The sequence below is a fragment of the Gordonia sp. i37 genome (assembly GCF_002043085.1).
In the GTDB taxonomy this organism is placed as follows: Bacteria; Actinomycetota; Actinomycetes; order Mycobacteriales; family Mycobacteriaceae; genus Gordonia; species Gordonia polyisoprenivorans.
This window is the reverse complement of sequence record NZ_MVPX01000130.1, coordinates 1-23,745: the sequence shown is the minus strand read 5'-3', so window position 1 is coordinate 23,745 and position 23,745 is coordinate 1. Positions and strand designations below refer to the sequence as shown.

At 67.9% G+C, this 23,745-nt stretch carries 19 protein-coding genes and 1 pseudogene; 8 read left to right on the top strand and 12 right to left on the bottom strand.

Going from position 1 to position 23,745, the window contains the following annotated elements; all coding sequences use genetic code 11:
* The coding region (locus B1964_RS06195; RefSeq protein WP_079929236.1) for a hypothetical protein at positions 1–1,005 on the top strand (1,005 nt) is incomplete at its 5' end.
* 41 nt (positions 1,006–1,046) lie between these two features.
* On the opposite strand, the gene B1964_RS06190 is transcribed toward B1964_RS06195, so the two are convergent.
* The 5 genes from B1964_RS06190 to B1964_RS06170 form a co-directional block, all read right to left on the bottom strand.
* On the bottom strand, positions 1,047–4,304 hold the full coding sequence (locus B1964_RS06190; RefSeq protein ID WP_079929235.1) for an error-prone DNA polymerase: 3,258 nt from the start codon (positions 4,302–4,304) through the stop codon (positions 1,047–1,049).
* A 51-nt stretch (positions 4,305–4,355) separates the two neighbouring features.
* Entirely contained in the window at positions 4,356–4,931 is a 576-nt protein-coding gene (def, locus tag B1964_RS06185) for a peptide deformylase (RefSeq protein ID WP_079929234.1), read from the bottom strand.
* A 176-nt stretch (positions 4,932–5,107) separates the two neighbouring features.
* Positions 5,108–5,629, bottom strand: a complete 522-nt coding sequence (locus B1964_RS06180) for a glyoxalase superfamily protein (RefSeq protein WP_079929233.1) — start codon at positions 5,627–5,629, stop codon at positions 5,108–5,110.
* A gap of 194 nt (positions 5,630–5,823) precedes the next feature.
* Positions 5,824–7,419, bottom strand: coding sequence for a carboxylesterase family protein (locus tag B1964_RS06175; protein WP_079929232.1), 1,596 nt, complete (start codon positions 7,417–7,419; stop codon positions 5,824–5,826).
* Between the two features lie 97 nt (positions 7,420–7,516).
* Positions 7,517–8,116 (bottom strand): TetR/AcrR family transcriptional regulator, encoded by a 600-nt coding sequence (locus B1964_RS06170; protein WP_253193903.1) that lies wholly within the window; start codon positions 8,114–8,116, stop codon positions 7,517–7,519.
* A 206-nt stretch (positions 8,117–8,322) separates the two neighbouring features.
* Between B1964_RS06170 and B1964_RS06165 the strand changes: the two genes are divergently transcribed.
* Together B1964_RS06165 and B1964_RS06160 are read left to right on the top strand one after the other, a co-directional pair.
* Positions 8,323–10,254, top strand: coding sequence for an SDR family oxidoreductase (locus B1964_RS06165; protein WP_079929239.1), 1,932 nt, complete (start codon positions 8,323–8,325; stop codon positions 10,252–10,254).
* Entirely contained in the window at positions 10,251–11,348 is a 1,098-nt protein-coding gene (locus B1964_RS06160) for an alanine racemase (RefSeq protein ID WP_079929230.1), read from the top strand. The genes B1964_RS06165 and B1964_RS06160 overlap by 4 nt, the downstream gene beginning before the upstream one ends.
* Before the next feature lie 11 nt (positions 11,349–11,359).
* On the opposite strand, the gene B1964_RS06155 is transcribed toward B1964_RS06160, so the two are convergent.
* The 4 genes from B1964_RS06155 to B1964_RS06140 all read right to left on the bottom strand — a co-directional run bounded on the left by B1964_RS06155 (position 11,360) and on the right by B1964_RS06140 (position 15,861).
* Positions 11,360–12,958 (bottom strand): DNA polymerase Y family protein, encoded by a 1,599-nt coding sequence (locus B1964_RS06155; RefSeq protein WP_079929229.1) that lies wholly within the window; start codon positions 12,956–12,958, stop codon positions 11,360–11,362.
* Complete coding sequence (locus tag B1964_RS06150; protein WP_006367550.1) at positions 12,958–13,779, bottom strand: hypothetical protein; 822 nt, start codon at positions 13,777–13,779, stop codon at positions 12,958–12,960. Before B1964_RS06150 ends, B1964_RS06155 begins: the two co-directional genes overlap by 1 nt.
* A 243-nt stretch (positions 13,780–14,022) precedes the next feature.
* Positions 14,023–15,060: an Rv2578c family radical SAM protein gene (locus B1964_RS06145; RefSeq protein ID WP_035726757.1), complete on the bottom strand. Its 1,038-nt coding sequence runs from the start codon at positions 15,058–15,060 to the stop codon at positions 14,023–14,025.
* Positions 15,061–15,216: 156 nt separating this feature from the next.
* Entirely contained in the window at positions 15,217–15,861 is a 645-nt protein-coding gene (locus B1964_RS06140) for a TetR family transcriptional regulator C-terminal domain-containing protein (RefSeq protein ID WP_253193902.1), read from the bottom strand.
* A 36-nt stretch (positions 15,862–15,897) separates the two neighbouring features.
* Between B1964_RS06140 and B1964_RS06135 the strand changes: the two genes are divergently transcribed.
* Together B1964_RS06135 and B1964_RS06130 are read left to right on the top strand one after the other, a co-directional pair.
* Positions 15,898–16,431 (top strand): DUF1992 domain-containing protein, encoded by a 534-nt coding sequence (locus tag B1964_RS06135; RefSeq protein ID WP_172398764.1) that lies wholly within the window; start codon positions 15,898–15,900, stop codon positions 16,429–16,431.
* Positions 16,432–16,626: 195 nt separating this feature from the next.
* On the top strand, positions 16,627–17,916 hold the full coding sequence (locus tag B1964_RS06130; RefSeq protein WP_079929238.1) for a serine/threonine-protein kinase: 1,290 nt from the start codon (positions 16,627–16,629) through the stop codon (positions 17,914–17,916).
* Between the two features lie 66 nt (positions 17,917–17,982).
* On the opposite strand, the gene B1964_RS06125 is transcribed toward B1964_RS06130, so the two are convergent.
* Positions 17,983–18,663, bottom strand: a complete 681-nt coding sequence (locus B1964_RS06125) for a response regulator transcription factor (RefSeq protein ID WP_020171740.1) — start codon at positions 18,661–18,663, stop codon at positions 17,983–17,985.
* On the bottom strand, positions 18,660–20,081 hold the full coding sequence (locus B1964_RS06120; protein WP_079929226.1) for an ATP-binding protein: 1,422 nt from the start codon (positions 20,079–20,081) through the stop codon (positions 18,660–18,662). Before B1964_RS06120 ends, B1964_RS06125 begins: the two co-directional genes overlap by 4 nt.
* Before the next feature lie 163 nt (positions 20,082–20,244).
* Here B1964_RS06120 and B1964_RS06115 point away from each other — a divergent pair, with 163 nt between their 5' ends.
* A complete protein-coding gene (locus B1964_RS06115) occupies positions 20,245–21,600 on the top strand; it encodes a PspC domain-containing protein (protein WP_079929225.1) in 1,356 nt (451 codons plus the stop codon).
* 32 nt (positions 21,601–21,632) lie between these two features.
* Positions 21,633–21,875, top strand: coding sequence for a hypothetical protein (locus B1964_RS06110; RefSeq protein WP_079929237.1), 243 nt, complete (start codon positions 21,633–21,635; stop codon positions 21,873–21,875).
* A 73-nt stretch (positions 21,876–21,948) separates the two neighbouring features.
* Here the strand turns inward: B1964_RS06110 and guaA are convergent, their stop codons facing one another.
* Complete coding sequence (guaA, locus tag B1964_RS06105; protein ID WP_079929224.1) at positions 21,949–23,535, bottom strand: glutamine-hydrolyzing GMP synthase; 1,587 nt, start codon at positions 23,533–23,535, stop codon at positions 21,949–21,951.
* A 98-nt stretch (positions 23,536–23,633) separates the two neighbouring features.
* Here guaA and B1964_RS30935 point away from each other — a divergent pair.
* Positions 23,634–23,745, top strand: a pseudogene (locus tag B1964_RS30935) (biotin transporter BioY); the annotation flags it as partial.

Sequence of the window (23,745 nt, the reverse complement as noted above, 5' to 3'; positions counted from 1 at the left end):
GCGCCCCCCGCCGCAGGCACCTCTACCGACTTCACTGCGCCGATCACCGCCGCACGCCTGCGGGGCACGCTGACCAGCTACGCGAGCGTGACCGGGGATTCCGCGCTGTCGGCGCTGCGGCTCCAGATCGGCGAATACGACCTGTTCGGCACCAACTACTGGACCATCGATGCACTACTGGTCCGCGCGGAATGCGGATTGGGAGCCGCCCTTCCCGATGTCGACACCTTCGCCGCACCGATGAGCTCCGTCGCCGAGGAGACCCGCGCGGACGCGGAGTCCAGCACCGCAGAGGCCACCGGCGACGCCGCGGTCGATGACGAGAACACCGAGGAATCCGATTCGGCACCAAGCGATTCCGTTGCCGAATCGCCCAGCGGACCCAACACCGTGACCACGGTGCAGCGCGGTGTCCCGTTCGACCTGATCGCCACCGACGGCACCGAGTTGGGTCGCGCCACAGTGCATGACGTCGTCTCGACCGCCGGCGACGACGGGATCGTCGTCGCGGTGCGGATGAGCGTCGACACGTCGGCCGAGACCGGTGGTGCACGACTGTCGCGGATGTCCGCCGACGATGTCGCACACCTCGTCAGCGGGCGGAGGATCGCTGTCGGATCGGCCGAGACCGACCGGGGCACAATGATTCCGGCCACGCTGCACCCCGAGAGCACCTACACCGGCTGGTTCGCCTTCACGGTCGGACGCGGCGGCGGCTCGGCGGTGTGGCAGCCCAGCGGCACCGCGGGATGGATGTTCGCGTTGCCGAGCACGGTGATCGCCCCCGAGATCACCACGCCGGGAACCACTCCCGAGAGTGTCACGCCGGAAGGCACCACTCCCGAAGTCACCGAACCCGAGGTCACCACGCCCGACCCGGGTGCCCCCGAAGCCGGGGCAGCCGAGACGACGACGCCGGGCACCGGTGGTGCACCGACGACCGACACGGCAGGATTAACGGTGGGCACCGCACGACCAGGGACCACGGACAAGTCCGGCAGCTGACCTCCGACGGCACTGGCTTCCGGGGCAGGCACCGTAGCGCCTCACTGCCAGTCCCGCGATCGCGTCCCCACTCGAAGGTCCATGCGCTGCAATCGGTCCGCGACCACGGTGACGGCCCCTTCGGCGTTCTGCACCTTGCCGCGCACCAGCAATGCCGACGCCGAGGTCGCCAGCTCGCGCTGGCGAATCCACAAGCCCACCGAGCAGACGACGTTGACCATCCCGGTCTCGTCCTCGAGATTGATGAAGGTCACCCCGGAGGCGGTGGCCGGGCGCTGGCGATGGGTCACCGCCCCGCCCACCAGGACCCGCGACCCGTCGGGTACCGACAGCAGCCCGTCGGCGGGGATCACGCCGAGTGCGTCGAGCCGCGGACGCAGGTACTGGGTGGGGTATGCCGTCGGGGTCACCCCGGTCGCCCACGCATCGGTCGCGGCCAACTCGACATCGGACAGGCCCGGCAGGGTCGGGGTCGCCGCCGTCTGATGCAGGTCGAGGTGTTCGGCCCGGGCGCTCGACGCGGCTCCGGCCTCCCACAGGGCCTGGCGTCGGCTCAGCCCGAAGCAGTCGAACGCGCCCGCACCGGCGAGTCCCTCGAGCTGACGGGTGCTCAACGCGGCACGCCGGGACAGGTCGGTGACCCCGGTGAAATCACCATCGGCGTTGCGGGCGAGCACGATACGCTCGGCCACCTCCTCGCCGACCCCGCGTACCGCAGCCAGACCGAGCCGCACCTCGAGCCCCGTGTTCTCCAACGTCGCCTCGGCGAGTGAGCGGTTGATGTCGGGCCGGTGTACCCGCACCCCGTGCCGCCGGGCGTCGGCGACCAGGGACTGCGGTGAGTAGAACCCCATCGGTTGTGCACGCAGCAACGCTGCGCAGAATGCCGCCGGATGATGCAGCTTGAACCACGACGAATAGAACACCAGCGACGCGAAACTCTGCGAATGGCTCTCGGGGAAACCGAAATTGGCGAAGGCCGCCATCTTCTCGTAGATGTGGTCGGCGGCCTGCCCGGTGATGCCGTGAGTGCTGCGCATGCCGTCGTAGAACCGTTGACGCAACCGTTGCATCTTCTCCGGCGAGCGCTTGGAGCCCATCGCCCGGCGCAGCTGATCGGCCTCGGAGGCGTCGAACCCCGCCACGTCCACCGCGAGTTGCATGAGTTGCTCCTGAAAGAGCGGAACCCCCAGTGTGCGTTCGAGAGCCCCGAGCATCGACGGGTGTTCGACGGTGACCGGCTCGTCGCCGTTACGACGACGGATGTAGGGATGCACTGACCCGCCCTGAATGGGCCCGGGCCGGATCAGCGCCACCTCGACCACGAGATCGTAGAAGCAACGCGGTTTGAGGCGGGGCAGCGTGGCCATCTGAGCGCGCGACTCGACCTGGAACACCCCCACCGAGTCGGCGCGGCAGAGCATGTCGTAGACGGCTTCCTCGGTGAGATCGAGCTGCGCCAGATCGACGTGGATGCCCTTGTGCTCGGCAACCAGGTCGATCGCATAGTGCAGCGCCGAGAGCATACCCAGCCCCAGCAGATCGAATTTCACCAGACCGATTGCCGCACAGTCATCTTTGTCCCACTGCAGCACACTGCGATCGGCCATCCGGGCCCACTCGGTGGGGCACACGTCGGCGATCGGCCGATCACAGATCACCATCCCACCCGAGTGGATACCCAGATGCCTGGGCATACCGGCGATCTCATCCGCCAGACGCGTGACGTCGGCGGGCGCGTGGTCGGGCATCTTGGCCCACGCATCCTGTTGTCCCGGCGCGTATCCCAGGGCGCGCGCCATGTCGCGGACCGAGGACTTGCCGCGATAGGTGATCACATTGGCCACCTGTGCGCTGTAGTCACGGCCGTACCGGCGATAGACGTACTGGATGGCCTCTTCCCGACGGTCGGACTCGATGTCGACGTCGATGTCGGGCGGGCCGTCACGCTCGGGAGCGAGGAACCGTTCGAACAACAACTCGTTGGCGACCGGGTCGACATTGGTGATACCCAACGCATAACAGACCGCGGAGTTGGCAGCGCTACCACGCCCCTGACACAGGATGTCGGCGCTCTTGCAGAAATCGACGATGTCGGCGACGACCAGGAAATAGCCGGGGAACGTGAGGGTTTCGATGATCGCGAGTTCGTGTTCGATCTGCCGATAGGCCTGTGGATGTTGCGCAGGCGTGCCGTAACGCCGGAGTGCCCGGGTCATCGTGAGGTGACGCAGCCAGGTGGCCTCGGTATGACCGTCGGGCACCTCGAAGGGTGGCAGTTGCGGTGCGATCAAACCCAATTCGAAGGCACAGTCGCCGGCGATGTGCACCGCGTTGTCGATGGCCTCCGGATGCGCGGACAGCAATCGCGCCATCTCGTCACCGCTGCGCAGATGCGCACCGCCGACCCCGGGCATCCACCCGGCGATGGTGTCGATGTCGGTGCGGGCGCGAACCGCGGCCATCGCCATCGCCAGACGTCGCTGGGGCGGTCCGGCGAAATGCGCACCGGTGGTGGCCACCGTCGGCAACGCGAACAGACCGGCCAGAGAGGACAATACGGCGTTGCGTTCGTCGTCGTCGGGCTGGCCGGTGGCGGTGAGTTCGACGACCACCCCGTTGCGGCCGTAACGGTCGACGAGATCGCCGAGAGCTTTCTGCGCGGTCGCACGTCCGCCCCGCTCGAGGGCTCGGCGTACCGACCCCTTACGGCAGCCGGTGAGCACGAGCCAGTGACCGCCGTGGTCGGTCAGCCGGTCGGGGTCGTAGCGCAGCAGCCCCTTCTCGCCACCGGTCATGTGCGCGTCGGCGATCAGCCGCGAGAGCCTACGATAGCCCTCGCCGTCTCGGGCCAGGACCAGCAGGTGCTCGCCCGGCGGGTCGTTGACACCGGTCCGCGCCACGTCGGGCTGCAGGGACAACTCGGCGCCGAAGACCGTCGGCATCCCGAATTCCCGTGCGGCCTCGGCAAATCGGACGACGCCGTAGAAACCGTCGTGGTCGGTGATCGACAAGGCCTTCAGATCGAGGCGCTGCGCCTCGGCGACCATCTCCTCGGGCATCGACGCCCCGTCGAGAAAGCTGTAGGCACTGTGCGCGTGCAGTTCGGCATAGGGCACACCCGAGGGCTCACGATCGATCTCGGGCGCGACGTAGGGACCACGTTTGCGCGACCATGCCGGGGAGTCACCACCGTCACCGGGACCGAAGAACTCGCCGGGCCGCTCGCCGGCTCGCGAGCGGCCGGAGAGCACTCGCTCCATCTCCGACCAGGTCGGTGGTCCATGGTTCCAACCCACTCATCGAGTATAGAACATGCGTTCGATTCGCGTCGGTCTTACCTCATCCTCTCAACTCTTCGGCGAGACGGGCCAGTCGTCGGGGTAACGGTCGGCGACCTCATCTCGCATACGTCGCAGCCCCTTGCGCGCCCGGGCGGTGAGCCGATCGCCGAACACCATGCCGGCCAGATGATCGGTCTCGTGTTGCAGACACCGGCCCAACAGCCCGCCGGCGGTGATCGTCACCGGCTCGCCGAACTGGTCCTCACCGTGACAGGTGGCGACCGACGGACGCGACAGGGTGGCGTACGCGCCGGCATACGACAGACACCCCTCGTCGTAGTCGACGAGGCGGCGGTCGCGCCCCTCGGGCAGTTCCAGGCGCGGATTGCAGACAACCCCGGTCCGTCGCGTTCCGGTCTCGTCGCCGCAGTCGTAGATGAAAACCGCGAGGTCCACCCCGATCTGGGCCGCGGCCAGGCCCGCACCGGCCGCCGCGGTGTTGGTGGCGAACATGTCGGCCAGCAACGTCTGCAATTCCGGGCCGAAGTCGGTCACCGGGCGCGCCTCGCGATGCAACACCGGATCACCCCAGGCGACGATGGGGCGCACGGTTCCGAGCTTCAGCAATTCGGCGATGGGCATGCACACAGTTTCCTCCGCCGATGAGCGTGCCGTCAGGCGGGCTCGTCACACACCGCCGACAGCGCTCTCCCGACTCGCGACAGCGCCCTTCTCCACGCCGACAGCGCCCTCCAGACCCGCGACAGCGCTCTACCGAGCGCTCTCGAGGCGCGGGTGAACGCCATCGACGCAGACGACTACTGCCCTGTGGGCGTGAAGAAGATCAGTCGATTGCCGAAGGGATCGGGCACTCGGACCTCGTCCCGCCCCGGCTCGTGGACGAGTCCGATCCGCAACGGGTAGATCGTGCTGTCATGCAGCCGACGCTGCAGAGCAGCGGCGTCGCGCACCCGGATGCGCACCGCACATCCGGGTGTGGCATCGCCGTGGTGCTCGGACAGGTGCAGCACGCACCCCTGCCGGGATACCTGGCGATAGAGAGGCATTCCCGGTTCGTAGCGATGCTCCCAGTCCACACCGAATCCGAGGAAGTCGAGGTAGAAGCGGTCGGCCTCGTCACCGGGAAATGTGCGCACGATCGGAACCGTGATGGGATCGGAGCAATTCTCCGACGCTGCTGCGCACGTGTTCCAGTCGCGGAAACCCAACTGTGCCGCGACGATTTCGAGCGCGCGTGAATGAGTGATCGTCACGTCCGATTCCGCGAGGCGTGCTCGCAACGTGACGGCTGTGGCCTTGGGGCTGAGATGGTTGTCCATGAGACGACTCCTGGTGCGGCGGTGGTCGATACGTCAGTGATCGAAGGTCGGGTTCTCCATTGCGATCACCGTACCCACCGCGACAGCGCTATCGACAACGCCGACAGCGCTCTCCAGACTCGCGACAGCGCTTCGCCGAGCGCGCTCGGCATCATGGCGGGCGCTGTCGGCGTCGTGCCGGGCGCCGTCGACGACTATGTGATCGGCACCGAATCCCAGAAGTCGCACTGGTGCTCGGCACGGAAGTCGACGCCGTGCACTCCGTCGGCGGCAAAGGACTGCACCGGACCGCTCGCCCCCGACACCGACGGCCACTGCGGCTGGTCGGCGGCCGTGGGTGTACCCGAATGCGCGAACGACGTCCAGTACCCGATCATCGCCGCCGACAGCGTGGACTGGGGAGGTCGCGGGGCGAGGTTGGTGCCGTTCAAGTCGAACAGGTACGGCAATTCGTCGGCGTGGAACGCAGCCTTGGGCACTGCCGGATTGTCCCCACCACTCACGTTCGGCCCTGACGCATCGGCGAATTCATAGGTGAAGGTCGTCGCGTGGCCGGACAAGTCGTGGGCCGCCCGAAGGGTCGGGCAGGACCACCCCGAATCGGTGAACACCCGCGCCAACGCGGCGGGCGCCGACGAGAACGACGACAACGGATACCGCGCGGCTACCTCCTGTGCCCGTACCCCGTACGCGGCCCGTAGGTCGGCCGGATAGGACTCGGCGGTGTAGGCGTGCGGGTCTGCCGTCACCGCGCCTGCGGTGAAGGCGCCGTTCTCTTCGGCGTTTCCGCCGGTGATGACCGGGATACGCAGGGTGGTGCCGTCGGCGACGGCCGTGGCCGGACTCGTGGGCAGCAGCGCGGTGCCGTAGGCGAGTCCGTTCGAGAACGTCTCGTTCTGGGTCAGCAGTTTCTCGACGGGCAGGTCCCGCAGGCAACGCACGGTGTCGGCACCGGCACACCCCAGCGATGCCGCGACCTGCGCACCGGTGGCCTCCGATTGTTCAAGGGGTGCATACGGACGTGACTGCGGAACTCCGGGGAACAGACTTCCGGTGGGGAAATCCAATGCGCACGAACCGGACTCGATGATGGCCTTGTCGATGAGTCCCTTGGCGGCCGGCGAGGTCAGGGCCGCACACGCCGACATGCCGCCTGCCGATTCACCGAACACGGTCACATTGCCGGGATCGCCACCGAACGCCCCGGCGTTGTCGTGTACCCAGCGCAACGACTGGATCTGATCGGCGAATCCGAAGTCACCGGACCCGGCGAGTCCCGGCAGTCCGAGATAGCCGAAGATCCCCAACCGATAGTTCACCGTCACCACGACGACGTCACCGGCGTCGGCCAGACGCTGTGCGTCGTAAGACGATCCGGACCCGCTGACATATCCGCCGCCGTGCCACCACACCATCACCGGTAGCGATGAGCCATCGGGAATCCGTTGCGGGGTGGTCACATTCAGGTACAGACAGTCCTCGCTCTGCGTGGGTGGCGGCTTCCCCGGTACCGGCGTCGCCGCCTGCGGGCACTGGGGCGCCACACCGGTGGCGTCGACATCGGCTTTCGGGTCCGACACCGGGACCGGTGGCGCCCAGCGCCGATCCCCGGTGGGCGCTTGGGCATAGCGAACACCGGTGAACTGACGGGTGGCCCCGACCGTGTGGCCGTGCAGGACCCCACTGCTGGTCGACACCTGCAGCGGCGCAGCATGTGTGGAGTCATCGGCGCTCGTGCACGCCACACCGCCGACGATGATGACGGCGATCAGCGTGATGGTCGAACTCATTCGTCTCAAGCACTGTGTCATGTCGCCTTCCGTGGGCTGGAGATCCGCGGGTGTCGAATCCGCGGTGGTCGGATTCGCGGTGGTCGGATTCGCGTGGTCAGATCCGCGGGTGCTCGGCGCGTAGCCCCGCCAGCACGAATCGGTCGAGTTCCTCGGCCACCGCCGCCGGCGGATCGCCGGCGATGATCCGGCGCAGCCCGAGGTCGAGCGTGACGCGCACGAGGTCGGCGGCCAGCCCCACGTCGAAGGTCCGGAACAGTCCGGCTTTCTGACCGTCGGCGAGGATGGCATCCACCGCTGTCATCTCCTCTCGGTGATGATCGCTCTCGTCGCGGTTCGGGGCGTCGGGATCGTCGGCCGCATACAGCGCCGAGAGCACTCTCATCTCGCGCACGTGGCGAGCGTAGAAGGCGATGCTGCCGCGGATGAATGCCGTGAGCATGGCCTCCGGCGACCGCGCCGCGTTGGCCTCTGGCTGGACCTCACTGCGGCCGAGGTCATAGACGTGCTCGACAACCGCCGCGAAAAGTGCTGCGCGACTGTCGAAGTGGTAGGTGATCAGCTTGCGGCTGACCCCCATCTGTCGTGCGATGCGTACAAGTGACGCCTGGCTGACGCCGATCTGGTCGATGACCTCGACAGCAGCTTCGATCATCTGCTGCCGACGCACCCGCGCGATCATGGAAGTAGCGGCCACCACGGCAAAACTACCACCCCTGGCAATCATTTACCAGGGGTGGAAAATTTATCCGCGAGCCTCCAATGCCTGTGGTGCACCGACCGCCGCGCGAGCCACCAGACCTTGCCTGCGACGGCCCGGAGTGACAGGGTGTGAACCAGCACACCGATCTTACTGTCCAGTAAGAATGGTGTTTTCGTCAGCCTGCGAACATGGAGTTCACCGTGACCTCGTACTTTGTGACCGGTGGCAGCGGATTCATCGGACGCCGCGTCATCAGACAACTACTCGCAACCGATCCCGACGCGCAGATCCACGCGCTCGTCCGCCAGGGCTCACTGCCCCGATTCGTCGACACCGTGCGCAGCTTCCCCGGTTCGCACCGCGTCCACCCGGTCATCGGGGATCTCACCGTCGACGGCCTTGGCGTCGACGACAACGACATCGAGGTCGATCACGTCGTCCATCTCGCCGCGATCTATGACATGGCAGCCGACGCGGCCAGCCAGCATGCCGCGAATGTGGAGGGCACCGCACGGGTCGCGGACTTCGCCGTCGCCCATGATGCGATGTGCCATCACATCTCGTCGATCGCGGTGGCCGGTGACCACGCGGGCGAGTTCACCGAGCAGGACTTCGATCTCGGGCAGGGTTTCCCGACGCCCTATCACTGCACCAAGTTCGAGGCCGAGAAGGTCATCCGCGAGTGTACGGGTTTGCGCTGGCGTGTGTATCGCCCGTCGGTGGTCGTCGGCGACTCCCGTACCGGCGAGATGGACAAGATCGACGGCCCGTACTACTTCTTCGGTCATCTTCGTCTGCTGGGGAAACTGCCTGCGGCACTGCGTCTCCCGTTTCCCGACCTCGGACGCATCAACATGGTACCGGTGGACTATGTGGTCGACGCCCTCGTCGCCCTGATCGGTCTCGACCCGGAATCCGACGGCCAGGTGTATCACCTCGGAGACCGCCGCGAGGTGACGATCACCGAGATGTACAACGCACTGGCCCCATCCCTGCGAGCCCCCAAGGGCATCAACGCGATCCCCCACCAGATCGTCGGACGCGCCACGTCGTTGGCCGGCACCCCCCCGTTACGCCTCGGCCGCAACCTCATCGCCCGCCAGGCCGGTATCCCGCCCGCCCTGCTCGACGGCATGGATCTGCCCGTGACGTTCCGCTCCGACCTGACCATCGCACGGCTGGCCCGATTCGGGATTCGCCCACCGGAATTCGACGACTACGCGCCCTTGCTCTGGCGGTACTGGGAGCGCGCACTCGACCCGGCGCGTCATCGGCGATCCGATCCGCGCGGCCCGCTCGTCGGCAAGGTCGTTCTGATCACCGGTGGCTCGTCGGGAATCGGCAAGGCCACCGCCCGCATGTGCGTCGAGCGGGGTGCCACGGCGCTGATCGTCGCACGCCACTCCCAGGAGCTGGAATCCGCGGCGCGCGAGGTGAATTCGGCGACACCCAAACCCGGAATCCCTCGCGGGCAGGCGATCCCGTTCGTCTGTGACATCACCGACGAGGAGTCGGTACGCGCCATGGTGAAGACCGTCATCGTCGACCACGGTCACGTCGACGTCCTGGTCAACAACGCCGGCCGTTCCATCCGCCGGGCGACCATCAACGCCGTCGATCGCTCCCACGACTATCACCGGGTGATGGCGGTCAACTACTTCGGTGCGGTCAATCTGGTACTGGCGTTGCTACCGCACATGGTCGAACGCAACAGTGGCCACATCGTCAACGTCACCTCGATCGCCGTGCAGGCGCGCGGCGCCCGCTTCGGCGCGTACGCGGCATCGAAGGCGGCACTGGAGGCGTTCAGCGATTCGGTCGCCGCCGAGACCTTGTCGGATCACGTGACGGTCTCCCATGTGCGGCTCCCACTGGTTCGGACACGAATGATCGCGCCGACCGAGCAGTACCGGGACTCGGCCGGGGTGTGGTCGGTCGACAAGGGCGCCTCACGCGTACTGGATGCGATTCTGCGCCGCCCACAGCGGGTGTCGACACCACTGGGTGACCTCGCCGACCTGGGCCACCGCTTCGCCCCACGGCTGACCACCCGGATCATGCATCAGGACTACCTCCTCAGCCGCGAATCAACGGCTGCTCTGGAGAGTTCCACAGCCGGTGACACGCCGTGACCGACACCCCGTATCTGGCAGTCGATCTCACTCGACTCGAGTCCAATCTCACCGCCATGGCGCGACGATGCGCCGACCTCGGCGTGGTACTGCGCCCACATGCCAAGACCCACAAGTGCATCGAGATCGCTCGGCGCCAGATCGATTACGGTGCCGCAGGTCTGACGGTGGCAACCATCGGTGAGGCCGAGGTGTTCGCGGCCGCGGCAGAACAAACCGGGTGTCGCGATCTGTTCATCGCCTACCCGCTGTGGGTGACCGCCCACACGGGTGCGCGGTTACGCGAACTCACTCGCGCGGCGTCGATGCGCGTGGGTGTCGACTCGATCGCCGGAGCGCACCGCCTCGCCGCCGAGGTCGCACGGCCCGATACACATCTCGAGGTTCTCGTGGAGATCGATTCCGGACATCACCGCACCGGGGTGGCGGCCGAACAGGCCGGGCAGGTGGCGGCAGCAGCAGCCGCCGCGGGCCTCGACGTGGTGGGTGTGTTCACCTTCCCCGGACACGGATACGGTCCCGGAACGGCGCGCGCCGAGGCCGGCGCCGCCGAGGCGGTGGCGTTACGCGACGCGGCACAGTCGTTGCGCGACAGTGGTATCGATCCCCGCGTGATCAGTGGCGGATCAACCCCGACGGTCGAGTTCGCCAAGGCCGGAGCCCTCACCGAGATCCGGCCAGGTGTCTACCCGTTCAACGACGCCCAGCAGGTCGAGTTGGGCAGCGCCACCGTCGACGAGGTGGCGCTGACCGCGGTCACCACGGTGGTCCATCGATCGCGGTCGCGGGTGATCGTCGATGCCGGCAGCAAGATCCTCGGCGCCGACCGGCCCGGATGGGCAACGGGTTTCGGGCATGTCCTCGACTCCCCACGAGCCCGGATCACCGCGTTGTCGGAACATCACGCCACCATCGACTACCCCGAGGACGACGACCCCGAGGGGCCGGCGAGGATCCCCGATCCGGGAGACCGGATCGAGGTGATCCCCAACCACGTGTGCACGGCCGTGAACCTCGTCGATGACCTGATCGTGAAAGGCCAAGGGGAACACTCACTGTCGTGGCGCGTCGCCGCACGCGGCCGCAACAGCTGAAGCCAGGTCGCTCAGTCGTAGACCCCCTCCACCACCCAGCCGCCGGAGCGGTAGCACAGCAGCAACGCGCGCGAGTCGTCGAGCAGCACCTGCGCGCGGGCACTGATCGCCTCATGCCCCGATTCCGGACCGGCAGGTTCCAGACCGACCGGCCACGGCCCGGCCCACCACCGCACCTCCCAGCCCTGCCGGGAGGGTTCGGGCATCCGGACCATCGTCGGTTCGGCGGTGAACGCGCCTCGCGGGGTGACCTGCACCGGCTCTCCCGCGGGATCGATCACCTCGACCGGCGCGTCGGACGACATCGTCGGTGCCGGTTGGGGCAGGCGGCCCGGCCAGGGCGCCTCCGGGTCGCGCCCGGGCACCGGGTCCTCGCCGAGGGTGATCATCGAGATCTGTTCGGCGGGACCGCGTCCACCGCTGAGCACGGGTATGCGCACCGCATCGCCGCCGAGCAGGCCCTGCACCCGCTCCATGCTGCGGCGCGCTCGTTCGGTCAGTTCCGGTTCGCCGGGCAGCCCGGCACCGGTCAACGCGTGCTGCAGCATTCCGGCGTCGACGACCTCGACGGGCACCAGCCGTAGGACCGCGATCGGCGAATCCGGCCGCGCGTCGCCGGAACCCCGGGTACGACCACTGGTCATCCATCCCTCGAGTTGCCAGCGGATACGGTCGGCGGTCGCCGACGCGGTGAGCGGTTGGCCGCATCGCCAGGTTCGCGAATGACGCTGTCCGCGTTCGGTGATCGCTTCCACCGTCAACTTGGTGCAGGCCACCGACGCATCGACGAGACGGCGGTGCAGCAGTTCGGCGATCCGGCGGCCGGCGAAGGCAGCCGCGTCGATCCGATCGATCAGCGGGTCGCACGGGTACTCGATCACCAGGTCTTCCGGCAGCGCCTGCGTCGAGGGGGGACGGCCCGGCTGGGCGGTGGCCTGCCGATGTGCGATGACCGCGTCGGCGTCGAATCTCGTGGCGACGTCGGACGCCGCCATCGCGGCGAACGCCCCGATGGTCCGTAGGCCGAGCCTGCGGAGCAGATCGACCAACTCGGTGCGGCCGGGCCCGCACAGGGAGGGTTCGGCCGCGAGGTCGGCGATCGGCCGATCCGCCAGGTGCTCACGATCGCCGCCGGGCGGCACGCTGCGTCCGGTGCGCGCGGCCAGAACCGCGGTGAACAGTTCGTCGGCGACGCCGACCTGTGACTCCACTCCGCACGCGGAGACCCGATCGATGAGTTCCTCGGCGAGTTCGGCCTCTCCCCCGAACACCCGCGCCGCTCCCGACAGCCGCAGGACCACCAACCCGGGCCGCACCACCTCCATTGCCGGGACCAGGTCGGCGACCGCGGCGGCCACCGGCTCGAACAACCGGCCGTCCCGATGTTCGTCGGCGGTGACGACCGTCATCTCCGGACACACCGATTGCGCCTGCCGTTTACGCATCCCCCGCCGCACCCCGAGCGCCCGCGCCGGGGCCGAGCAGGCGATCACACGATTGGCGTGCAGCACCGCCACCGGGTGTCGGGGCGGCAGATCGGCATCGGCGGCGGCTGCCGTGGCAGGCCAGTCCGGACACCACAGCGCCAGTACTCGCGCCTGTGCGGCCATCAGTTGGCCACCGCACCGGGCGCGTCGGCGGCCACCGACACCGACGGCCCCACCCGTCGGATATGTACCGCGTCGTCGCCGAATCCGCCTGCGGTGATATCGATCTCGGCGGAACGTCGGCGGTGGTCGCGACCACCGACGACGATCTGCAGCCGCATGCCACCGACCCGTCCATAACCCCGATGTGCACCGGCGAGATCGGCGGCCTCCGGGCCGTGTCGATAACCGATCACCCTCGCATCCATCCGGGTGTGGGCGCCGGGCCAGTCGCCGTCGACGACCACCAGCGACGAACCCTGCTGGCGCGCACGGCCCCCGACCACCCGGCTCCGCGAGGGGGCGACGGTGGTCCCGCGCAGCCCCACCACGACCACGTCCATGCCGTCGAGCAGTACCGCGGCCACTTCCACCGGGTCGATACCCGGGTCGGGGACCACCGCGATCCGACGCAGATCGGCGCCCATCTCCACCGCGGCGAGGAGATTCAGGCGCGGCATCCCGACGATGCCCACCTGGTGTCCCGCCTGCGTGAGGGTGGCGATCATCGCCATCAGCAGCGACCGCGCACCCCGGTAACCGACCACCGTGCCCCGGGCGATCCCGTGCTGTCCGGAGCTCCCGTCCTTCCCGATTCCGCTGCGGGGCAACAGGTCTGCGATGGCGTCCGGTAAGGCAAAGACCTCGGCCGGCCCAGGCTGTACCGAGCGTCTGTCGGGCATCCCCGACATCACCGCCATCTTTCGGCGCAGGGAGTCGAGGGTGTCGGGATCCGCACGTCCCGACCCTTCTCGCCCACCCCGATCCAGTGGCACCACACTCATGACACACCCCTTCCGGCCAGCGCACACAATGCTCGGCGGGCCGGGAAGTGCCACACCATCGCGTCCCATCCGACTCGGGGAATCACCCCGCGAATCGAATGTTTTTTCGATGTCCCGATCGTACGACGCGGCTCCGACAGTCCGCAACCGCGCAGGTCGCCCGAGCTTCTTCCCGAAGAAACAAGACCTTCCCCGCAAAATCTCCCGAGGAAGAACGAAAACACCCGGGAAGAACGAGCGATCTCAGAACAACGTGAGCGCTTGTGCCAGTTCGGGTTCGGCCACCGGATCGTCGACGCCGGAATGCTGCTCCGGGTGCCCCACACGCGAGCCCGACGACCCGGCCAACCCGTGACGTGCCACCATCGGCCGCATCCGTTCCCGCAGCCACGACGAGTACTCCGGGGTGACGTAGGCGCCCCGCCCGTAGAGCGTGCGATATCGGCGGACGAGCGCCGGGTGATGTTCGGCAAGCCAGGTCAGAAACCACGGCTTGGTGGCGCCGCGCAGATGCATCGGGATGACGGTGACGCCCGACGCCCCGGCCTCGGCGAGCGAGGCGAGCAGAGCGTCGAGGTGCGCGCTGGAGTCGGTCAGGTACGGGATCACCGGGGCGACCATGACGTGCGGGGCGAACCCGGCCTCGGCGATGTCGCGGATCAGTGCCAGCCGCGCCGCGGGCGACGGCGTCCCCGGTTCGATCTGCTTCTGCAACTCGGCATCATGAAAGGCCAGCGAGATGCTCAGCGACACCGGCACCTGCCCGGCGGCTTGACGCAGCAGGGGCAGATCGCGTCGCAGCAGCGTGCCCTTGGTGAGGATCGAGAAGGGCGTGGCCGATTCCGTCAGCGCCGAGATCACGCCGGGCATCAGCCGATAGCGGCCCTCGGCCCGCTGATAGGGGTCGGTGTTGGTGCCCAGGGCCACCGGTTCCCGACGCCAGGATCGACGCCGTAATTCCTTGCGCAACACCGCGGCCACGTTGAGTTTGACCACGACCTGCGAGTCGAAGTCCCGGCCCGCGTCGAGGTCGAGGTATTCGTGGGTGGGCCGGGCGAAGCAGTACCGACAGGCATGGGTGCACCCCCGAAAGGTGTTGACCGTGTAGGTGAACGGCAACCCGGACTCCTCGGGCACCCGGTTGAGCGCACTCTTGGCGAGGACCTCGTGAAAGGTGATGCCCTCGAACTCCGGGGTCTGCACCGATCGCACCAGCCCGGCCCGGCCCAGACCCGGCAGGGCACCATCGTCGGCTTCGACAGCCTGTTCGGACCAACGCATACCCGGAGTCGAACACATGTGCTAGGTCTTGTCAATCCAGCGCGCACAACACCCTCGGGGCGGGAGCGGCGTCGACCCACCCACGGGTCTCGGAGTTCAGGACGTCGGGCACGTCGCACACGGAGGGTTCGCAGGGCACACCGGTACCTGCATCGGTCATGATTCGGGTTCGAAGAGTCGGTCGAGATGCTGGTCAATCGCCGCGAGTGCCGCTCGCGCTTCGATGACGTCGAGGTCGAGAAGAGGGCCGAGTCCGGTCAACGCAAGGACCAGATCCGTTTCGATGACCGGGTCGCAACCGCGACGGATATGCCCCTGGCCGATCGCCTCCCGGATGAGAATTTCCACCATCGCGCGTCCCTCCCGCAGTCCGCGTCCAACCTGCTGACGCAGCGATGAGTCGTGCATCGCCTCGAGCACGTAAGCGGCGTTCATACGGCTGGTGGCACGGGAGTCAGGGCGCAGAGGAAGCATCTCCGTGAGGACCACTCGCAGCACGTCGCGAGGATGCGGGGGTTGGTCGAGCGACGTCAGGCTTCGTGAGACTCGGCGAGTTGTTTGTTCCGACGCAAACTCCATCGCGAAGGCCAACATCTCGGCACGAGAAGAGAAGTAGTGCTGCAACTGACCCAGTGAAACCCCCGCCTCAGCGGCAACTTCACGCATGGTCGCCCGTGCCCAACCGCGCTGATCAACGACGCGCCACAGCGCATGAGCGATCGACTCACGCCGCTGATGATGATCAACCTGCTTCGGCACCCGTAACCCTCTCACTGTTGCAATACAGATGACATAATACATCTGACCGAAATAGATTCACGACATGGAGTGCTGACGATGCATGAGCACACGCCGCCCCTGACGTTCTGCAACCCGTCCGCTTTCGCGTTCGACTCCGAAACGGCGATCGCTCTGCTCGCCGACATGCATATTCGGAAGGCGATCGAACGGGGCGACTTTGATGACCTCCCCGGCAGCGGCCAGCCACTGGATCTGTCCGATGCCGATGACCCGGACTGGTGGCTCAAGAGGTTCATGAAGCGCGAGGGACTCGTTTTCCTGCCGCCGTCCATTCAGTTACGAAAAGATGATGCCGCCCTTGACGAGCAACTCGATCGGCTATCGAACGAGAAGGCCGTTCGACGCGAGATTGCCCAGTTCAACGACCGGGTGATGCACGCTCGTCTCCAGCTGCCATCCGGACCGCCGCTCATCACCATGCCCCGTGACACCGAAGCCACGATGGCTGCATGGGCCGAACGCAAGGCGGCGCGATCTGCGGAAGCACGCTCCATGCCACGTCAAGAAGCGAAGGCGCAGAAGCGGTCTCGCCGAGGCATCTTCGGCAAGGTGGGTCGACGACACCACTGAGACCGCGATCGGCCAGGTGTGCCGGTACCGGTCGGCCGCACCGCTTCCCAGGAGGCGGCTCCCTCGCGAACGCACCACCCGGCATCCGATTGCCGCGCGCCTCACATCCACACCAGACGACTGACTCCCCTTTTCGACGGACAGCCCAGCTCACACCGGGCGGTGCGCCTGAGCGCCACGGCTATCATCGCTGTCATGCCCGCCGACGTCGACAGCCACCGGACACCCGGCCCCAATTTCTTGGTGGCCGGACGCTATCGGCTCGTCTCGCGCATCGGCGGCGGTGGCATGGGCACGGTCTGGCTCGCCCGCGACCAACTCCTCGACCGTGAGGTGGCCGTCAAGCAGGTCCTCTCCACCGAGGGATTGTCGGAGGACTCCGCGGAAACCGTTCGGCAGCGCGCGATGCGCGAGGGCCGGATCGCGGCCCGACTGAGCCACCGCAACGCCATCGCCATGCACGACGTCGCCCTCGACGGCGGCGAGCCCTGGCTGGTGATGGAGTATCTGCCCTCACGCAGCGTCGCCCAGATCCTGCATGCCACCGGAACTCTCGAGGTCACCGAGGCCGCGAAGATCGGCGCACAGGTCGCCGACGCGATGGTCGAGGCGCACGCATCGGGAATCATCCACCGCGACATCAAACCCGGCAACATCCTCATCGCCGGGGGTGGGCGTCAGGCCGGGCTGGTCAAGATCACCGACTTCGGCATCTCCCGCGCCAAGGACGATGTCACCCTCACCCAGACCGGCCTGATCACCGGTACCCCAGCCTATTTCGCACCCGAGGTCGCGCGCGGCGACGAGCCGGCCGAGCCGTCGGATGTGTACTCTCTCGGCGCCACCATCTACACGATGGTCGAGGGTGAACCGCCGTACGGCGTCGACGACAACTCGCTGGTGATGTTGCATCGGGTGGCGCGTGCGCAGATCAATCCGATGAAGCGGGCCGGCGTACTCGAACCGGTACTGTTGCGGATGCTCGAGCCGAGCCCTCGGCGCCGCGTCACGATGGCGCAGGCACGCGACGAACTCGCCCGGATCGCCGCGGGTGAGCACGGCTCCACCGAGCAGGTGCTGACCAGCCTCGTCTCCCGATCCGACCTCGGTCTGAACACCCGGCCCCGCACGGCACCACCCGGACCACCGCCGGCGTCGGGCTCCTCACCCCGCGGTATTGCCTCGAATCCCGCTGCACCACAACACCATTACGATCCCACCCGCGTGGCGACGCCGCCACCCTACGATCCGGCCCGAGCACCCGGCGCCATATCCCGTCCCGGTGCCATGTCCCATCCCGGCGCCCAGCCTCCGGGACAGTACTCGCCGCGCTATCCGACGGTACCGTCCTACAGCAGCGCGATGCCGCCGCTCGGTCCACCCGCGCCGCGCCGGCAGACCTCGCCGGGTGTCCTTGCCGCCGTGGTGTTCTTGTTCTTCGTCGTCCTCGCCGCCATCATCGTGCTGGTGATCGCGCTCGTCTGATCAAGCGCTCGACTGATCAAGCGCTCGGCCATCAAGCATTTCGGTCGGATCCGGGCGAGGCACGGTTCACCCGATATGACGGGTCGCCGCCCACCGGGTGAGCGCATTCCGGTTGGACTGCTGGGTCTTTCGCAACACGTTGGAGGCGTGGGTTTCGACGGTCTTGATCGAGATGAACAGTTCTTCGGCGATCTCGCGGTAGGTGTACCCGCGTGCGAGCAGCCGCAGGACCTCGAGTTCCCGGCGGGTCAGCGAGTCGAGTTCGGGGTCCAGTTGCGGCTCCGGCGTCGACGATTTGCCGGTGAAGGAGTCCAGCACGAATCCGGCCAGACGCGGACTGAACACGGCGTCGCCCTCGGCGACCCGACGGACCGCGTCGGCGAGTTCGCTCCCGTCGATCGTCTTGGTCACGTAACCGCGGGCACCGGCGCGGATCGTGGCGATCACGTCCTCGGCCGCGTCGGACACCGACAATGCCAGGAACACCGGGGCATCGACGCCCAGCGCGTCGGTCACCCCACGCAGCACCGCGACCCCGCCGCCGGCGGGCATGTGCACATCGAGTAGCACCACATCCGGTCGCAGACGGGTGATCCCGGCGATCGCCTCGGCGACCGTGCCCGCCTCGCCGGCGACCGTCAGACCGTCCTCGCCGGCGAGTTCGGCCCGCACCCCCGACCGGAACACGCCGTGATCGTCGACGAGGAACACCCGGTAGTGCCCGGTCTGCGGCGCTTCGATGGTCATGATGCCTTTCCGTGGTCGGTGCTCGGATCGTCGGTGTTCGGTTCGTCGGTGGCGTGCTGGTCGGTGACTCGCTGGCCGGGGCCGGTGTGGTCCGTGCCGGTGTGGTCGGAACCCAGGTGCCCTGCACCGCGATTCCCGGGAGTCCGGACGACCGAGGGATCCTCGCCGGAAATGGGGATATCCGAATGCTTTTCGAGATCGGCCCCGGCCTTCTCGTCCTCGTGCGGGACGGAATCCCCACGGGGCATGGTGACCCGCACATTGGTGCCACGCCCGGGCGCCGAGCGGATCGACACCTGTCCGCCGACGCGTTCGGTGCGGGCCCGGATCGACCGTGCGATGCCCTGACGATCACCGTCGACCCGGTCGGGATCGAAGCCGACGCCGCGATCGCGCACGTACACCTCGACCTCGTCGTCGCCGACCTCGAGGTAGACATCGATCTTGCGTTCGCCGGAGTGCTTGGCCGCGTTGATCAATGCCTCCCGGGTCACCCCGATCAGCGCGGGCCACCGTTTCGCGATCGACTTGTCGGGCTCCTCGTCGGGCCGCAGATCGCCGACCGTCACCACCTCGACCTCGACGCCGTAATGGTCTTCGATCTCGCCGGCCACGCTGGTCACGGCGGCAACCAGGGACCCGCCGCGCTGCGCCGGATCACCGAACAGCCACGTCCGTAACTCGCGTTCCTGGCTGCGAGCCAGGCGCGCGACCTCCTCTGGCTTGGCGGCCTGCTTCTGGATGAGGGCCAGCGTCTGCAGCACCGAGTCGTGCAGGTGCGAGGCGATCTCCTCGCGTTCGGCATTGCGGATGCGCGCGGCCCGTTCTTCGTTGAGGGCGCGCCACATTCGCATCCAGAGCGGCACCGTCAGCAACAGCACGCCCAGCAACGTCGCACCGACGGCGAGGAGCGTCGTACTCAGTCCGCCGAAGTTCCGGGTGCCGGCGAACACGATGACGACCAAGCCCCCGATCACCAGTACCGCGCCACCGGCCAGTCGTGTCCAGGTCAGCAGCGGACCGTGGGGGCGGGCACGCGCCGAGGTGTCGAATTCGCGCCAGACCAGGCTCGCACCGACGGCCACGAACACCAGCGGCACGAGGTAGGTGGCGGGCGTACCGGATGCGGCGAAACCCACCACGCTCATCGCGACCAACCCGATGAGCGCGAGTCCCCACGCCTGCCTGCGCTCGGACGGGCTGGGAGCGGCGACGTCGTCGCCCGGCGGGCAGAAGAACCACAGCAGCGCGTAGGCGAGCGCGCCCGCCCCGGCCATCGCGGTCAGCACGACGAAGACGACGCGGACCCGGAATGCGTCGACGCCGAGGTGGTCGGCGACGCCGCCGGCGACACCGCCGATCACGCGGCCGCCACTGCGGCGCATCAGTCTCTGCGCACGCTCGACGTCGGTTGCCATGCCTTCGATACTTCCATGATCGTCGGGCCCGGGCATCAGGGTTCACCCCGGTGCCGACCCCGAAGACCGCGACACCGGCCGGCGTCGGCGACGCGTCGATCCGGGTGGATCTCAGGGTCGGTCCCCGATGTGAGCTCGCCACGAACCGAGCACGATGAGTGCCATGGACACGACGCAGCTTCGGACGCAGCTCGAACGGCTGTGGGCCACACGGCCCACCAGACCGGCCTCTCCGCGCACCATTGCCGGTGTCTGCACGGGCATCGGTGAGCGCTACCGGGTCGACCCGACGCTGGTGAAGGTGGCGTTCGTGGTGGCGGCCGTCTTCGGCGGCAGCGGGGTGCTCCTGTACCTCGCGGCATGGATCGCCTTTCCGTCCACCACCCGGGCCCGCACGCACGCCGCCGGCGGCGATCGCGGTGCCTCCCGCGGGTGGCACAACAACCCGACGGTGATCCTGTGGGTGGTCGTCGTGATCGTCGTCTCGTCGGTGTTCTCGCGTGGCCCTTGGGGTTCGGGCGGAATCGTCGGCGGCATCCTGATGCTCATCGGATGGTTGTTGCTGTTCCTGCGCACGCCCGAACCACCTGCAGATACCAGCGTTTCGACCGTCTCGGCGCCGGAACCGCCGCAACGATTCGTCCGCTGGACCCCGCGCGCGGTACGAACCGGTGCCGCATCCACCGCATCGGCGTCGGTACCCGGCGCACCGGGTGCGGTCGATCTCGCCAAGCCGGCGGCCGGGGTCACCGCATCACCCACCGCGAGCACCACAGCCCCGACTTCCGCCGCACCGACCGATTTCATCGAGGCCACACCCCCGTCGTGGGATCCGCTCGGGGCCGCCCGATTCGCCTGGGATCTCCCCGAACCCACCACACCCGCGACGCCACCGACGCCACCTGCCGCGCCCCGCCGATCGGCGTTCTCGTTCATCGTGGTCGGCACCGCGGTCCTGGTGGTCGCAGGCGGGATCGCCGCCCACGGACTCGGCGCCGGCTGGTTCACCGTGCCACACGTGCTGTCCCTGGCATTGGCCGTGATCGGAGCGGGTCTGCTGGTCAACGGGCTGCGCAGGCAGTCCACACGCTCGCACCCGGGGGCGTTGGTACCACTCGCGGTCGGACTCTCTGCGGCGGTGATCGTGACCACGTTGCTCGCCGGAGCCGCCTCCGGTGACCACCGGTTCGGTATGCCCGGCGGCGGAGTCGGCGAACGGAACTGGAAACCGATGAGCGAGAACGACATCCGCGACGAGTACACACTGACCATGGGCAGCATGACGCTCGATCTCCGCGACGTCGACCTGACGACCGACGAGACGGTGCACCTGCGCAACGGAATCGGCGAGATCGTCGTCGAGGTGCCCGCCGGGATGAACGTCCGGGCCGAATGCACAGCAGGCGTCGGCGACTATTCCTGCCCCGAGGGACTCGACGGCGGCAACAACGGCACCACCGGCCCCGTGCTCACCATCGACGCCCACACCAATGTCGGCAGTGTGAAGGTACAGCGATGAGCAGCTCCGGCAACCCCTGGACAGGAGACGAGATGAACAGCACGACACCATCATTCGGCAATGGCGATCACAATGACACCGACCGCGCACCACAGCGTCGGGCCCCCGTGGTGGCGTTGATCGGACTCGCCGCCCTGCTGGTGGCAGGCTGGGGACTCGCCGACGGGCCGACGCTGCCCGACCCGGCGACCATCGGGTGGGCCCTCGTCGGGATCGCCGTCGCCGTCGGCGCCCTGCTCATCGCCACCGGAGCACGGTCGGCCCGGTCGCGCTGAGGGTCGGCGCGATGCGGTTTCACCGCATCGCGGTGCTCACCACCCGTCGGCGCTCATCGGCGCGGTACGGCGCCTACTCCCACTCGATGGTGCCCGGCGGCTTACTGGTGACGTCGAGGACGACACGGTTCACGTCGGGGACCTCGTTGGTGATGCGGGTGGAGATGATCTCGAGGACCTCATAGGGCACGCGGGTCCAGTCCGCGGTCATCGCGTCCTCACTGGAAACCGGGCGCAGCACGATCGGATGACCGTAGGTGCGGCCGTCGCCCTGGACGCCGACGCTGCGCACGTCGGCGAGCAGCACCACCGGGCACTGCCAGATCTGCGCGTCGAGCCCCGCCGCGGTCAATTCCTCACGCGCGATGAGATCGGCCTTGCGCAACATGGCCAGCCGCTCCGCGGTGACCTCCCCGACGATCCGGATCGCCAGACCCGGGCCCGGGAAAGGCTGACGCGCAACGATCTCCTCCGGCAGACCGAGCTCACGGCCAACGGCGCGCACCTCGTCCTTGAACAGCAGGCGTAGCGGCTCAACGAGGCTGAACTCGAGATCCTCGGGCAGTCCGCCGACGTTGTGGTGGCTCTTGATGTTGGCCGTACCACTACCACCACCGGATTCGACGACATCCGGATACAGGGTGCCCTGCACCAGGTAGTCGACCTGCTGTCCGCCCTCGGCGTGATCGCCCAGCACCTCACTCACCGCGCCCTCGAACGAGCGGATGAACTCGCGGCCGATGATCTTGCGCTTCTGTTCCGGATCGCTGACCCCGGACAACTCGCGCAAGAAGGTGTCGGCGGCGTCGACGGTGACCAGTTTCGCGCCGGTGGCACCGACGAAGTCGTGTTGCACCTGCTCACGCTCGCCCGCGCGCAGCAACCCGTGATCGACGAACACACACGTCAGCCGATCACCGATCGCACGCTGCACCAGGGCCGCCGCAACCGCGGAATCCACCCCACCGGACAGACCGCAGATGGCCAGACCGTCGCCGATCTGGTCGGAGACCTGGTCGATGAGGGCGTCGGCGATGTTGGCGGCGGTCCAGTCGGCCTCGAGCCCGGCGATCTCGTAGAGGAAGCGGGTGAGGATCTGCTGGCCGTGCGGGGTGTGCAGCACCTCGGGGTGGTATTGCACCCCGGCCATCCGGCGCCCGACATTCTCGAACGCGGCAACCGGCGCACCGGGCGTCGAGCCGGTGACGGTGAACCCCTCCGGCGCCTCCTGCACGGCGTCGTTGTGGCTCATCCACACCGGCTGAGTGCTGGACAGTCCCTGGTGCAGGAGCCCCTCGTCGGTGAGAGTCAGTGTGGTGCGGCCGAATTCGCGCCCACCGGTGTTGGCCACCCGACCACCCAGTGCTGCGGCCATGGTCTGGAATCCGTAGCAGATGCCGAAGACCGGGATATCGAGGTCGAGGATCGCCGGATCCAGCCGCGGCGCGTCCTCGGCGTACACCGAGGCGGGCCCACCGGAGAGGATCAGCGCCACCGGATCCTTGGCCTTGAACGCCTCGATACCCGCGTCGTGCGCGATCACCTCGGAGTAGATCCGTGCCTCCCGGACACGGCGCGCGATCAACTGCGCGTACTGGGCACCGAAGTCGACGACGAGCACCGGGCGCGGGCCGTCGATGAATCCCTGCGAATCGGTCACGGGGCGAGTCTAGTGGCACCGCCGGACACCGGGCGGTTCACCCTGCGCGCCCTGGCGGATCGCACGCCCCGATCGTCGTGGAATACTCATCTTTCGCAATGACTACTTCTGATACCCGGCCCAGTGCCTGGTCACTGACCATCGCCGACATCACCCAGGCGGCGGTGTTCGCCGCGCTGATCGCCGCACTCGGCCTGCCCGGCACCATCA

What these genes read in the sequence shown, in the direction of transcription:
- def (WP_079929234.1), bottom strand. Translation starts at nt 4,931, where the DNA reads ATGCCCATCGCCGAATTGCTGAAGCTCGGAACCGTGCGCCCCATCGTC.
- B1964_RS06180 (WP_079929233.1), bottom strand. Translation starts at nt 5,629, where the DNA reads ATGGACAACCATCTCAGCCCCAAGGCCACAGCCGTCACGTTGCGAGCA.
- B1964_RS06175 (WP_079929232.1), bottom strand. Translation starts at nt 7,419, where the DNA reads ATGAGTTCGACCATCACGCTGATCGCCGTCATCATCGTCGGCGGTGTG.
- B1964_RS06155 (WP_079929229.1), bottom strand. Translation starts at nt 12,958, where the DNA reads ATGGCCGCACAGGCGCGAGTACTGGCGCTGTGGTGTCCGGACTGGCCT.
- B1964_RS06150 (WP_006367550.1), bottom strand. Translation starts at nt 13,779, where the DNA reads ATGAGTGTGGTGCCACTGGATCGGGGTGGGCGAGAAGGGTCGGGACGT.
- B1964_RS06145 (WP_035726757.1), bottom strand. Translation starts at nt 15,060, where the DNA reads ATGCGTTGGTCCGAACAGGCTGTCGAAGCCGACGATGGTGCCCTGCCG.
- B1964_RS06140 (WP_253193902.1), bottom strand. Translation starts at nt 15,861, where the DNA reads ATGTATTATGTCATCTGTATTGCAACAGTGAGAGGGTTACGGGTGCCG.
- B1964_RS06135 (WP_172398764.1), top strand. Translation starts at nt 15,898, where the DNA reads ATGCATGAGCACACGCCGCCCCTGACGTTCTGCAACCCGTCCGCTTTC.
- B1964_RS06130 (WP_079929238.1), top strand. Translation starts at nt 16,627, where the DNA reads ATGCCCGCCGACGTCGACAGCCACCGGACACCCGGCCCCAATTTCTTG.
- B1964_RS06125 (WP_020171740.1), bottom strand. Translation starts at nt 18,663, where the DNA reads ATGACCATCGAAGCGCCGCAGACCGGGCACTACCGGGTGTTCCTCGTC.
- B1964_RS06120 (WP_079929226.1), bottom strand. Translation starts at nt 20,081, where the DNA reads ATGGCAACCGACGTCGAGCGTGCGCAGAGACTGATGCGCCGCAGTGGC.
- B1964_RS06115 (WP_079929225.1), top strand. Translation starts at nt 20,245, where the DNA reads ATGGACACGACGCAGCTTCGGACGCAGCTCGAACGGCTGTGGGCCACA.
- B1964_RS06110 (WP_079929237.1), top strand. Translation starts at nt 21,633, where the DNA reads ATGAACAGCACGACACCATCATTCGGCAATGGCGATCACAATGACACC.